Origin of the sequence: Rhizobium sp. Root274 (assembly GCF_001429245.1) — a bacterium.
GTDB lineage: Bacteria > Pseudomonadota > Alphaproteobacteria > Rhizobiales > Rhizobiaceae > Allorhizobium.
This window is the reverse complement of record NZ_LMJE01000007.1, coordinates 582,483-595,406: the sequence shown is the minus strand read 5'-3', so window position 1 is coordinate 595,406 and position 12,924 is coordinate 582,483. Positions and strand designations below refer to the sequence as shown.

Sequence of the window (12,924 nt, the reverse complement as noted above, 5' to 3'; positions counted from 1 at the left end):
CTCTCCTCAACCGGTGAGATCCGCCGGTCGGGTGCCGAAGCGGGCGCGTAAGCCCCGCTTGCGGCGCTGCTCCTTGGCTTCCACGACATTGTCGAAGAACTGTTCGGTCGCGGCCTTCCACGAATAGGTTTCGGCCAGCCTGCGGGCGCTCTCGGGCGAGGCTTGCAAAGCGGCGATGCAGGCGATCTGCAGGTTGGGGTTCAACGCCCCGGCATTGGAGCCGGACGGCAGGATGTCGATCGGCCCGGTGACCGGATAGGCGGCGACCGGAACACCGGAGGCGAGCGCTTCCAAGATCGTATTGCCAAAGGTGTCGGTCTTGGACGGAAAGACGAACACGTCAGCCTGTGCATAGGCTTGGGCCAGTTCCTCGCCATGCAGCATGCCGGTGAAATGCACGTCCGGATAATGCGCCTCAAGCTCGGCGCGGGCAGGGCCGTCGCCCACGACGACTTTCGAGCCGGGCATATCAAGATCGAGAAAGGCCGGCAGGTTCTTCTCCACGGCAACACGGCCGACCGTCATGAAGATCGGTCGAGGCAGGCCGAAAGGTTTTTCCGTTTTCTGGCGCGGGCGAAACAGGCCTGTGTCGATGCCGCGGCTCCAGAGGCTCAAATTCTTAATGCCGCGTGCGGTCAGTTCCCGGCGCAGGCTTTCCGTTGCCACCATGCAGGCGCCGCCGCGATTGTGAAACCAGCGGACATAGGCGTAGAGCCAGGACGCCTTTAGCGGCAAGCGAGCGGCTACATATTCCGGAAACCGGGTGTGGTAGCTGGTCGAAAACGGTTGACCGTTGCGCAGGCACCAGCGGCGCGCCATCAGTCCGAGCGGACCTTCGGTTGCGATGTGCACATAGTCCGGGCGCTGCGCCGCGATCATCCGCCCGACCTGACCTGGCCAGGCAAGCGAGAGGCGGATTTCCGGATAGGTCGGCATCGGGAAGCTGGCGAAGTGCTCGGGCGTCACCATCGAAACTTCGACCCCCATCGTCTTCAGCTCGCGATTGGTGGTCTCGATCGAGCGCACGACGCCGTTTACCTGCGGGTGCCAGGCATCGGTGACGATGGTCAGTCTGGAGGAGGCGGGGCTTGGCATAGGCATCGACATGGGGTCGCTCGATTTCGGAATCACCCCATGGACTTGGCGCTCATCCTGCAAGTGTCGTGACAAGGCCTTATGCGACCGGAACATTACAGCCGCATGTCAGTCTACGCTTTGTCGTGTTTGACATTCACCCCGCAAGGGGGTTGCCTGAACCTTGTTCCCGATTCCCGCAAAGGACGTGCCCATGACCAAAGCCGCCGCGAAACCTGTCCGCCCGAGTTCTTCCAACTGGTGGCGGGGCGCCGTGATCTATCAGGTCTATCCGCGCTCCTTCCAGGATACCGACGGCGACGGGATCGGCGACATCAAGGGCATCATCGCGCGGCTGCCCTACATTGCGTCGCTCGGCGTCGACGCCATCTGGCTCTCACCCTTCTTCACCTCGCCACAGGCGGACATGGGCTACGACGTGTCCGATTACTGCGACGTCGACCCGATGTTCGGCACGCTTGCCGATTTCGACGCGATGATGGCGGAGGCGAAGCGGTTGGGGCTGAAGGTGATCATCGACCAGGTGATCTCTCACACCTCCGACCAGCATCCCTGGTTCAAGGAAAGCCGCACCAGCCGCGACAATACCAAAGCCGACTGGTTTGTCTGGGCCGCCGCGAAACCCGACGGGACCGCGCCGAACAACTGGCTCTCCGTCTTCGGCGGACCGGCCTGGGAATGGGACGGCGTGCGCAAGCAGTATTACATGCACAATTTCCTCGCCTCGCAGCCGGATCTCAACTTTCACAACCGGGACGTCCAGGACGCCGTGCTCGATGCGGTGAAATTCTGGCTGGACCGAGGCGTCGACGGCTTTCGGCTTGATACGGTCAACTACTACTTCCACGACAAGGAACTGAGAGACAATCCGCCCCATACGCCCGACAGCGACAATGCCGGGCTCGATGCGCCCGACGTCAATCCTTACGGCATGCAGAGCCATCTCTATGACAAGACCCAACCGGAGAACATCGAGTTCCTCAAGCGGTTCCGGGCGCTGCTCGACCAGTACGACGATCGCACGACCGTGGGCGAAGTGGGCGACGGGGCACGCTCCCTGAGGACGGTTGCCGCCTATACGTCTGGCGGCGACAAGCTGCATATGTGTTACACCTTCGACCTGCTTGGTCCCGATTTCACGCCGAGCCATATCCGTCATTGCGTGCAGTCCTTCCAGAAACAGGTGAAGGACGGCTGGGTGTGCTGGGCCTTTTCCAATCATGACGTGACGCGGCATCTCAGCCGGTTCATCAACAAGCCGGAAGAGCGTGCGGCCGTCGCCAAGATCGCGATCTCTGTGCTCGCCAGCCTGCGCGGCTCGATCTGCCTCTATCAGGGCGAGGAACTGGGCCTGCCCGAGGCGGAGCTTTCTTTCGAGGATCTGCGCGACCCCTATGGCATCCGCTTCTGGCCGGCGTTCAAGGGACGTGACGGGTGCCGCACGCCGATGGTGTGGGAAAAGGCCAAGGCGCAAGCCGGCTTTTCGAGCGGCAAGCCCTGGCTGCCGGTACCGAAGGAGCATGCCGCCATCGCGGTTGATGCGCAGGAGAAGGACAAGGCTTCGGTGCTTGCCCATTACCGGGCGGTGCTTGCCTTCCGCAAGGCCCATCCGGCGCTGGTCGATGGCGAGATGGAATTCCTCTCGACCAATGAGGATGTGCTGGCCTTTACCCGCAAGAAGGATGACGAACAGCTGCTCTTCGTCTTCAATCTGAGGCGCGGACCACAATCGATCGCTCTGCCGCAGGGCCTGACGATCCGTGAAGTCCTCTCGATGCCGGGGCTTGCCGGCAAGCGCGAGAACGGGGAAATCCACATTGGACCACTCGACGGTTTTTGCGCGCGGATTTAGCGCGAGGGGCAGGATGACGCAAAGAGGGCGTGTCTCGGATTACCGGAGACGCGCCCGTCACGTCCCCTCATCCGGTATGTTCAGCACATGGCCGCAGGCCTTGCAGTGCACGGCGTCCGCATCATGGCGTTGCAGGCCGCATTCGGGGCAGGGGAAGGTTACCTTGTAGGGCCGGACGATCGCCTGGGCGAGGCGGACAAACAGCGAGATGCCGATGATCATGGTCACGATCGAGGTCAGCTTGCCGAAGGTGCCAGGCAGCGTGATGTCGCCGAACCCCGTCGTCGTCACCGTCGCCACGGTAAAATAAAGCGCGTCGATGAAGCCCGAGCCTGCGTCGAGGCGGTAGAAGAAGAAGCTGTAGACAAAGCCTGTGACCAGGAAGAGGAAGACCAGAAGGTTGATGAAGGCCGTGACCACATCGGCCTGATCCTTCAACCCCAGCCGGCGCAGCATCAGCTTGAAGATCGGCCGCTGAGCGACGGCCCAGATGCGGGCCACGCGCAGGAAGGCGAAGTTGAACAGCCATTGCGGAAAGAGCAGCGTGCAGAGCACGAAGAGGTCGACCCAGGTCATGGGTCTTGCGAGAAATCCCCGCGTGCTGCGCGAGGCGCCCCATTGGGCCAGGATTTCGATCGCGATCCAGGCGGCAATTGCATAATCGAGGATCAGATAACTCGGCCGGTCGCGCAGATAGGGGCCGGCGAGGAAGAAGCCGATGATCGCGAGATCGATCACCATCAGCGCGAACTGAAAGCGGATGGCGGCGGTATCGCGGCCGTAATAGAGGCGGGCGAGGCGCTGGCGGAGGAGGGGGGATTGATCGGATGACGTATTCATGCCGGCAGAAGCTATTCCGCGGCCAAAGCGGTCGATCTCGTCTGGTCTCCCCGACCGGCAAGAAGTCCTGCCACCGAAATGTCTTCGTCGAGGTCTTCCCAATGAATGCCGGCGGAACTGAGCTCGTATTTCAATAGATCGGCAGGGGATGCGGCCAGAAGCCGCGGAAACCAGGCAAGCGGCACGCCCAGGATCCGCCCGTCCGAGAGCGAAACCCACATGGTGGCATCGTCGAACTTAACTTCAGTCGCCGAAATGCTCATGCCAGGCCCTTTCGATCTCAGAACGGTTTTCGTTCACAATGCGCATGATATCAGAGAGTTCCCGGCTGTTGAACCCGTTGCTCTCGGCGAGCGCTATCTGCGGCTCCAGCCAAACTTTGGCATCGTCACCAGCCCGGAAGACATGGATGTGAACCGGTTCACGCGGGGACCCTTCATTGGAATAGAATAGAAAACGATATCCTTGCTTCCGAAAAACGATCGGCATGACTTTGCTCCAGTTGTTGTGCTGGACTTGATTCTAAGACGTGCCTGACTGCGTTCAGCGCGGCAGCATTCGATTTAAATTCCTTTTCTCAACGAGATGGAATTCAGCGAGATAGGCGAAAAGGGAGGGGCCTTGTTGGTACGATCCCTGTAGAGAAACTGGGCATTCGGCATTGTGACACGCCTCGCACTGAATTCTGCCCCGGTGCACACAACGCGGCAATCCTCACCCGATCAGGCAGAACTTGTCGACATCGACCATGCCCATGTCGGAGATCTTGAGGTGCGGGATGACCGGTAGCGGCAGGAAGGCGACCTGGAGGAAGGGTTCTTCCAGAGTCGTTCCAAGGGCATAGGCGGCTTTTCTCAAGTTATGCAGCGTGTCGCGCACGCTCTCATAGGGCTCTAAGCTCATTAGGCCGGCGACGGGGAGCGGGATCTCGCCGGTGACCTTGCCGTCTTCGACCACGACGAAGCCGCCCTTGATTTCGCCGAGCCGGTTGGCGGCCAGCGCCATGTCTTCCTCGGAGACGCCGACGACGCAGATGTTGTGGCTGTCATGGCCGACGGTCGAGGCGATTGCGCCCTTCTTCAGGCCAAACCCCTGGACGAAACCGTTGGCATGGTTGCCGTTCTTGCCGTGACGCTCGATGACGGCGACCTTGATCACGTCGTTTGCGAGATCGACGGAGGTCTGGTTGCCGGAGGTCGGCAGGCGAAAGCGGCGGTGTTCGGTGATGATCTTGCCGGGCAGGACGCCGATCACGGGTGTCTCGCCTTCGGCGACTGGCACGCCGAAATCGGCGGCCTTTACCGTCCGCGCCTTGACGCTATCGAGACCGACGGGGGCAACGGGCTTGCGGGTGGCGAAGAGTGCGTCGGTGACGCGGCGGCCGGCGGCAAAGACCATATCGGCCTTGCAGTTTTCGAGCGTGTCGATGACCACCAGATCGGCTCGCCAGCCGGGGGCGACGAGGCCACGATCTCTGAGGCCGAAGGCGCCGGCCGCCGAGATCGAGGCGGCGCGGTAGACGGCGAGCGGTTCGACGCCGTTTCGGATTGCCTCGCGGATCATGTAGTCGAGATGGCCCTGTTCGGCGATGTCGAGCGGGTTGCGATCGTCGGTGCAGAGCGCGAGGAACGGGGACAGCCGTTCGGTCAGGATCGGCATCAGCGCGTGCAGATCCTTCGACACCGAACCTTCGCGGACCAGGATATGCATGCCCTTGCGGATCTTTTCCATGGCTTCCGCAGCTGTCGTACATTCATGGTCGGTGCGAATGCGAGCTGCGAGATAGCCGTTCAGATCGCGGCCCGAGAGCAGCGGTGAATGGCCGTCGATATGGCCGTCCTGAAAGGCCTCGAGCTTGGCCATGCAGATCGGATCCTTGTGAATCACGCCGGGAAAATTCATGAATTCGGCGAGGCCGATGACCTTCGGGTGATTGCGGAAGGGTACCAGGCGTTCGATCGGCAGATCGGCGCCGGAGGTTTCCAGATGCGTCGCCGGCACGCAGGAGGAGAGCTGGACGCGGATGTCCATGATCGTCTGTTCCGACGAGTCGAGGAAGAACTGGATGCCCTCGGTGCCCAGCACATTGGCGATCTCGTGCGGATCGCAGATCACGGTCGTCACGCCATAGGGCAACACGCAACGGTCGAATTCATGCGGGGTGACGAGCGAGCTTTCGATATGCAGATGCGTGTCGATGAAGCCGGGCACGACGGTCTTGCCGGTGATGTCGATCACTTCGCGGCCTTCATAGTTCTCGACTGTCCCGACAATCGTCTCGCCGCAGATGGCGATGTCCGAGGCAACCAGCTCGCCCGTGACCAGATCGAAGAAGCGTCCGCCCTTCAACACGATATCCGCCGGTTCGCGGCCGGTGCCCTGGTCGATGCGGCGTTCAAGGTCGGTCATGGCGGCTCTCCGATTCTGTGTGCGGTGCAATAGTCTATCGCCTTGCCGGTTTGGGGGAAATGCCCGCCTAGTCCTGAACCTCCACCACAAACCCGAACCACATCGTCTCTCCGGCTGCCAGCGCCACCGTATAGGGCCGCTCGACCAGTTCCGCTGTGCCGCCGGCGTGCGCTGCCATGCCGTGCCAGGGTTCGACGCAGAGGAACGGCGCGCCGGGCTTTTGCCAGAGCGCGATATTGGGCAGGTTTTTAAAGGTGAAGGCGAGCGAGGGGCCGGTATCGGCGCCATAGGTGAGGGCGGTTCCGGCCCCTTCGGGGAAGATCAGGGCGTCGTTGTCGAAGAGGGCGTGGGTGAGTTCAAGCCGGCCGGATTGGAAGGGCGAGGTCGGCAGCGTCTCGCCGATCAGCCCGTTTTCCAGTTGCACCACGCCAGGCTCTGCGCCGTTTTGAAGAGTGACCGCATGGGGGCGGCCCTCGGCCCCCGGGAGCGGCCAGAGGAAGGCCGGGTGGAAGCCAATGCCGAAGGGCAGCAGCACATGTCCGCTGTTTTCGACGGTGGCCGTTACCGCCAATGATCGACCGTTCAGGCTGTGCTCGAGTGTCAGGCGGAAGTCGAACGGATAGACCTCACGGGTCTCGGAGGACGAGACGAGTTCGTGGCGGCAGGCCGTTGCCGTCTGCTCGACGAGCAAAAACTCCCGGCGGCGTGCAATGCCGTGCTGGGCCATGGGATAGGTTTGGCCGTTCACGGCCAGCATGTCTCCCGGCGCCTTGCCGACGATCGGAAAGAGGATCGGCGAGCGGCCCGTCCACCAGGCGGCATCCCCGTTCCAGAGCCAGTCCCGGCCATCTGCCGTTTTCAGCGACTGCATCTCGGCGCCGAGCGAGGCGATCTCGACGGACAGGTCTGCATTGGTGATGCGAATCGTCTCGGACATGGGGACTCCTTCTGCGCGTTCCGTCATCTTAGGGAGATCGGGGAGGGAGCGCGACGGGAAATGACGGAGGCTCAACGTTGCGGGACATGGATGGGAGCATCCCCAATGAGGAGAGCGGTATCACCGCTCATTCCTTCGCCTTTGCCGCCAGCTGTTCCACCGCTAGCCCGGCATCGCGCCAGGCCGAAAAGCCGCCTTCGAGATGGCAGACGTTTTCAAGCCCCATTTCCAGCGCCGTCTTCGTCGCCAAGGCCGAGCGCCAGCCGCTGGCGCAGAAGAACAGGAAAAGCTTGTCCTCGGCAAAGACAGGCTTGTGATAGGGGCTTTCCGGATCGATCCAGAATTCGAGCATGCCGCGGGGACAGGAGAAGGCGTGAGCGATCGTGCCTTCGCGTTCCCGCTCGCGCGGGTCGCGCAGATCGACGAAGACGACGTTGCTCGCGCCGTGCAGCCGGGCCGCTTCCGATACGTTCACGGCCTCCACGAGTGCATCGGCTTCCGCCAGAAGGTCCTTATAGCCTTTGCGCATGCCAGCCTCCCGATCATGTCTTGCGCAGCGAGCGCCGATATGGCTGCCCGTCGCTCTGATCATAGACTTCACGCGCGCTTCCGCAAAGCACTCAGCCGAACAGATCCGTCAGCAGATAGAACGTGGCGGAGATGAGGGCTGCCGCGGGCAGCGTCACGATCCAGGCGATGACGATGTTGCCGGCAAGGCCCCAGCGCACCGCCGTTGCGCGGCGCGCTGCTCCCACGCCGACAATGGCGCCGGTGATCGTGTGAGTGGTCGAGACCGGGACGCCGAGCCAGGTGGCGGCAAAGAGGGTGATCGCCCCGCCGGTTTCGGCGCAGAAGCCCTGCATCGGATTGAGCCTCGTGATCTTCGAGCCCATGGTGTGCACGATGCGCCAGCCACCGAAGAGAGTGCCAATCGCCATGGCCGACTGACAGGAAATGACCACCCAGAAGGGCACGTGGAATTCCGGACCGAGATAGCCCTGGCTGAAGAGCAAGACGGCGATGATGCCCATGGTCTTCTGCGCGTCGTTGCCGCCATGTCCGAGGGAATACAGCGAGGCGGAGATGAACTGCAGAATGCGGAAGGTGTTGTCGACCGCGAAGGGTGTCTGGCGGACAAAAACCCAGGAGACGATCAGTACCAGAACGAGTGCAAGCAAAAACCCGATCATCGGTGACAGGAAGATCGCCAGCACCGTCTTCGATAGGCCCGAAAAGACGATTGCACTGAAGCCGACCTTGGCAAGACCCGCGCCGACCAGGCCGCCGACAAGGGCATGCGAGGAGGAAGATGGAATGCCGAAGATCCAGGTGACGATGTTCCAGATGATCGCGCCCATAAGGGCCGCGAAGATCACGGCCGGCGAGACAATGGCGGGGTCGATGATGCCCTTGCCGAGCGTTTCAGCCACATGCAAACCGAAGAACATGAAGGCGATGAAGTTGAAGAAGGCCGCCCAGACCACCGCATATTGCGGCTTGAGCACACGGGTCGAGACGATTGTCGCGATCGAATTTGCCGCATCGTGCAGACCGTTCAGAAAGTCGAAGAAGAGCGCAACGCCGATCAGGGCGACCAGCAGCGGGAAGGCCAGCGTCGCTTCCATTACACGTTCTCGATCACGATGCCGCTGATTTCATTGGCCACATCCTCGAAGCGGTCGAGAACTTTTTCGAGTTCGCCGTAGATTTCGGTCCCAATGAGATAGGCCATGGCGTTGCCGCTGTCGCGATGAATGCGGTAGAGCGCCTTCAGGCCCTGGTCGTGCAATTCGTCCGAGCGGCCCTCGACACGCGTCACCTCTTCGGCAATCTGCGTCAGGCGCTGGTGGTTCTGGCCGATCTTGTCGAGCAATGGGATGGCTTCGGCGATGAGGCGCGCCGCTTCGACAACGGCGCGACCCATTTCCTGCATGCGCGGGTCGAACTCAGTCTGTTCGTAGAGGCGTACCGTCTTCACCGTCTTGTGCATCATGTCGATCGCATCGTCCATGGACTGGATGAGATCCTTGATGTCGCCCCGGTCGAAGGGGGTGATGAAGCTGCGACGCACGGCCTGGAGAACATCACGGGTGATGTTGTCCGCCTGGTCTTCCAGCGTGACGATGAGCGCGCAATTGCCCTCAACATCCTTGCCTTCAAGCAGTGCGCTCAGCGCTTCGGCAGCGCCAACCACCTTCTTTGCATGGGCAGCGAACATATCGAAGAAGCGGTCTTCGCGCGGGAGCATTTTACGAAACAGGCTGAGCATGGGTTCCGGACCCTTTCACGGAAATGTCATGCGGCTGTCATAAAAGGGTGGGCGCACAAAAGAAACCGTCGTGACACCGGTAAATGGCGGTTTTTCGTATTCCCTGGGGATGACCCATAAAAAAGAGGCGGACGTTGCCGTCCGCCTCGCTCGTCTCTGCTGTCGCCGAGCTTATTCGGCAGCCACCGTCTTGCCGGCTTCCCATTTGTAGACGGCGAAGCTCTGCGAGGTCAGGTCGCCGGTTTCGCCATAGGTCAGCTTGCCGATGGCGGTCGGGATTTCCGAGCCGTCCTTCAGCGCCGTTGCGACGGCTTCGGCATCGTCCGTGCTGCCAGCCTTGGTAATGCCGGCGGCGATCACTTCGACCGCGGCATAGGCATTCAGCGTAAAAGCTTCGGCCGGGATGTTCTTCGCCTGCAGGGCGGCAACCGCAGCCTTGCTGTCGTCGTTCTTCAGCGCGTCGGCGGCGTTGGTGAAGATCGTGCCTTCGGCAGCATTGCCACCGATCGTCACATATTCGTTGTTGGACAGGCCGTCACCGGCGATCAGTTGGGCGCTCAATCCGGCGTCCTTCATCTGGCGCACCAGAAGGCCGGCTTCCGGATGGTAGCCTCCGAAATAGATGACTTCGACGCCTTCAGACTTCAGACGCGTGACGAGTGCGCCGAAATCCTTTTCGCCAGCAGTCAGCGAATCCTTGAAGACTTCGGTGACGCCACCGGCATTCAGCGCCGTCTTAAAGGCATCCGCCAGACCCTTGCCGTACTGGCCCTTGTCGTCGAGGATGGCGATCTTCTTGTCCTTGTAGGTGCCGAGCACGAACTTGGCAGCGACATCGGCCTGCTGGTCGTCGCGGCCGCAGGTGCGAAACACCGTGGTCAGGCCACGGGCGGTGAGGTCGGGAGCGGTTGCGGTCGGGGTGACCATCAGCACGCCGTTTTCAGCCAGAACGCTGGAGGCGGGGACGGCGACACCCGAGGTGACCGGGCCGACGACGAAGCGTACGCCTTCGCCAACCAGCTGGTTGGCGGCCGAGACACCCTGCTTGGGTTCGGCGGCATCGTCGGCAATCTTCAGGCTCAGCTGTTCGCCGTTGACGCCACCCTTCTTGTTGATTTCTTCAACGGCGGTTTCCGCGCCGTTCTTGATCTGAGCGCCGACGGCGGCAAGCGGGCCGGTAAGCGGCGCCATCAGACCGAGCACGATTTCGGCGCGGGCGGCGGGTGCGGTAGCGATCAGCGCGGCAAGCGCTGCGCTGGCGAGATATTGAAATTTCATGTCCGTCTCCTTGGGTCGGCGCGACCGATCTGTGTCAGCTTCAACGCCATGAGGGTTCTTTTGTTGCTCCCCGGCTCGTCTTTAGACAAATTCGGCAAGCGGCAAAAGCCCGACCAAAGGGGTGCGATGTCACACCACAGATTTCTGCGGGAGAAGACGGGGTAGGCGCGCCTCAGACGATCAGGACGCGGCCCGTCGTGTCCGTGTCGTCGGCTTCGAAGCCTGCCTTGGCGGCTGCGGCGTCCTGCTCGCGGCGAAGCGCAAGCTCGGCCATGGCAATCTGCTGCAGTTCGAACAGATCATTGCTGATCTGGGCGCGGCGAGCGGCGAGCCGCGCTTCGTCGGCTCGGTTTTGCAGCGTGGGCTGAGGCGTGGCGTCGCCAGCGTCCACCGCTACGGTCGTGGAGGAAGTGTCTTTGCCGAACATGCGCTTGAAGAGGTCGACCACGGATATCCTCCCGGGACCTGACCCGGACAGATCGCCCCGGACCTGATGTCGGAGGCGGAGACGGCCGGGGCTGCTACAGTCGTCGGTCGGGCCCTCGCGGTCATCTGCGCCGGGATCGAACGTGCGATTCCCTTGACAATAAGGGATGGGGGCGGCGGGAACAAGCCGGGCGAAAGCGGGGCTGCAAGCTTTGGGCAAGGCATGAAAAAAGCGGCCACGCGGGCCGCTTCTTCCGGAATCATCAGAGATGAAACTCAGATGTTGTTCATCAGCACCTTGCGCAGCTTGTCGAAGAGTTCATCGATCTCGGCGTGCGAGATGATCAGCGGCGGCGACAGCGCGATGATGTCGCCGGTTGTGCGGATCAGAAGCCCGTCATTATAGGCGTTGAGGAAGGCGTTGAAGGCGCGCTTGGTTGGCTCGCCATCAATCGGTTTCAACTCGATCGCACCGATCAGACCGAGATTGCGGATGTCGATGACGTTCGGGCAGTCGCGGAGCGAATGCAGTTTCTCTTCCCAGTAAGGGGCGATCTCGGCAGCGCGGGTCAGCAGGCCCTCTTCCTTGTAGGTGTCCAGCGTGCCCAGCGCCGCAGCAGAGGCGATCGGGTTGCCGGAATAGGTATAGCCGTGGAAGAACTCGATCATGTGATCGGGGCCCTGCATGAAGGCATCGTGGATCTCGGCGGTGACGAAGACCGCGCCCATCGGGATAACGCCATTGGTCAGGCCCTTGGCGGTGACCATGATATCCGGCTTCACGTCGAAATACTGAGCCGCGAAGGGCGCGCCGAGGCGGCCGAAACCGGTGATGACTTCATCGAAGATCAACAGGATGCCGTGCTTGGTGCAGATCTCGCGCAGGCGCTGCAGATAGCCCTTCGGCGGGATCAGAACACCGGTGGAGCCGGAAACCGGCTCGACGATGACGGCTGCAATCGTCGAAGCGTCATGCAGGGTGACGATGCGTTCCAACTCGTCGGCCAGATCGCCGCCATGCTCGGGCATGCCCTTGGTGAAGGCGTTTTTGGCCGGCAGATGGGTGTGCGGCATATGGTCGACGCCTGTGAGCAGCGTGCCGAACATCTTGCGGTTGGAGACGATGCCGCCGACCGAGATGCCACCGAAATTGACGCCGTGATAGCCGCGCTCGCGGCCGATCAGGCGGGTACGCGAGCCCTGGCCTTTCACGCGCTGATAGGCGAGTGCAACCTTCAGCGCCGTTTCGACCGATTCCGAGCCGGAATTGGTGTAAAGCACATGCGCCATGTTGTCCGGCGCGATATCGATCAGGCGATTGGCCAGCTCAAACGCCTTGGGGTGGCCGAGCTGGAAGGCAGGCGCGTAGTCGAGTTCGCCCGCCTGTTCGCGGATTGCTTCGGTGATCAGCGGGCGGCAGTGACCGGCGTTCACACACCAGAGGCCGGCGGTGCCGTCGAGCACCTGGCGGCCGTCATGGGTGGTGTAATGCATGTCCTGGGCGCCGACGAAAAGACGCGGCTCCTTCTTGTACTGGCGGTTCGCGGTGAACGGCATCCAGAAGGCGCGCAGGTCGTTCGGCGTGGAATTGAGGCGGTTCGACATTGTGTTCTCCATGGCCCTTTCGGTCGCGGGCGGCCATTCTCCCGGCCATCGGCTCTTGCGCCGCGGCTGTCGTTTGCGCCGTCACGTTAGCAGGGCGAGAAGCGCGGTCAAGCCACCGCCGGGGTGGCATCAACAAAGGTCATGGAAGCTCCAGTCCGTGTGATCAATCCGCCGGCATCCAAAGTCCACGTCATCACGCTTTCATGGGTATCC

At 61.9% G+C, this 12,924-nt stretch carries 13 protein-coding genes; 1 reads left to right on the top strand and 12 read right to left on the bottom strand.

Features of this window, described 5'->3' with window-relative positions; all coding sequences use genetic code 11:
• Positions 1-6: 6 nt before the first annotated feature.
• Positions 7-1,107: a glycosyltransferase family 4 protein gene (locus ASE36_RS11810; RefSeq protein ID WP_062279533.1), complete on the bottom strand. Its 1,101-nt coding sequence runs from the start codon at positions 1,105-1,107 to the stop codon at positions 7-9.
• A 181-nt stretch (positions 1,108-1,288) separates the two neighbouring features.
• Here ASE36_RS11810 and ASE36_RS11805 point away from each other — a divergent pair, with 181 nt between their 5' ends.
• Positions 1,289-2,947 (top strand): alpha-glucosidase family protein, encoded by a 1,659-nt coding sequence (locus tag ASE36_RS11805; protein ID WP_062279531.1) that lies wholly within the window; start codon positions 1,289-1,291, stop codon positions 2,945-2,947.
• Between the two features lie 57 nt (positions 2,948-3,004).
• Here ASE36_RS11805 and ASE36_RS11800 read toward each other — a convergent pair whose 3' ends face one another.
• The 11 genes from ASE36_RS11800 to ASE36_RS11750 all read right to left on the bottom strand — a co-directional run bounded on the left by ASE36_RS11800 (position 3,005) and on the right by ASE36_RS11750 (position 12,711).
• Positions 3,005-3,787 (bottom strand): potassium channel family protein, encoded by a 783-nt coding sequence (locus tag ASE36_RS11800; RefSeq protein WP_062279529.1) that lies wholly within the window; start codon positions 3,785-3,787, stop codon positions 3,005-3,007.
• Between the two features lie 11 nt (positions 3,788-3,798).
• Positions 3,799-4,050: a DUF2442 domain-containing protein gene (locus ASE36_RS11795; protein ID WP_062279527.1), complete on the bottom strand. Its 252-nt coding sequence runs from the start codon at positions 4,048-4,050 to the stop codon at positions 3,799-3,801.
• On the bottom strand, positions 4,031-4,276 hold the full coding sequence (locus ASE36_RS11790) for a DUF4160 domain-containing protein (RefSeq protein ID WP_062279525.1): 246 nt from the start codon (positions 4,274-4,276) through the stop codon (positions 4,031-4,033). Before ASE36_RS11790 ends, ASE36_RS11795 begins: the two co-directional genes overlap by 20 nt.
• A 225-nt stretch (positions 4,277-4,501) precedes the next feature.
• Positions 4,502-6,196 (bottom strand): adenine deaminase, encoded by a 1,695-nt coding sequence (gene ade, locus ASE36_RS11785; RefSeq protein ID WP_062279523.1) that lies wholly within the window; start codon positions 6,194-6,196, stop codon positions 4,502-4,504.
• A 67-nt stretch (positions 6,197-6,263) separates the two neighbouring features.
• Positions 6,264-7,133, bottom strand: coding sequence for an aldose 1-epimerase family protein (locus ASE36_RS11780; RefSeq protein ID WP_062279521.1), 870 nt, complete (start codon positions 7,131-7,133; stop codon positions 6,264-6,266).
• Positions 7,134-7,260: 127 nt separating this feature from the next.
• Entirely contained in the window at positions 7,261-7,662 is a 402-nt protein-coding gene (locus ASE36_RS11775) for a rhodanese-like domain-containing protein (protein WP_062279519.1), read from the bottom strand.
• 91 nt (positions 7,663-7,753) lie between these two features.
• Entirely contained in the window at positions 7,754-8,758 is a 1,005-nt protein-coding gene (locus ASE36_RS11770) for an inorganic phosphate transporter (RefSeq protein WP_062279517.1), read from the bottom strand.
• Positions 8,758-9,402, bottom strand: coding sequence for a DUF47 domain-containing protein (locus ASE36_RS11765; protein ID WP_062279515.1), 645 nt, complete (start codon positions 9,400-9,402; stop codon positions 8,758-8,760). Before ASE36_RS11765 ends, ASE36_RS11770 begins: the two co-directional genes overlap by 1 nt.
• 171 nt (positions 9,403-9,573) lie before the next feature.
• Positions 9,574-10,680 (bottom strand): branched-chain amino acid ABC transporter substrate-binding protein, encoded by a 1,107-nt coding sequence (locus ASE36_RS11760; protein WP_062279513.1) that lies wholly within the window; start codon positions 10,678-10,680, stop codon positions 9,574-9,576.
• A gap of 172 nt (positions 10,681-10,852) precedes the next feature.
• Positions 10,853-11,128: a hypothetical protein gene (locus ASE36_RS11755; RefSeq protein ID WP_062279511.1), complete on the bottom strand. Its 276-nt coding sequence runs from the start codon at positions 11,126-11,128 to the stop codon at positions 10,853-10,855.
• A 254-nt stretch (positions 11,129-11,382) separates the two neighbouring features.
• Positions 11,383-12,711 carry an aspartate aminotransferase family protein gene (locus ASE36_RS11750; protein ID WP_062279509.1) on the bottom strand — a complete coding sequence of 443 codons (1,329 nt, stop codon included), beginning with the start codon at positions 12,709-12,711 and terminating at the stop codon, positions 11,383-11,385.
• Positions 12,712-12,924: the final 213 nt, after the last annotated feature.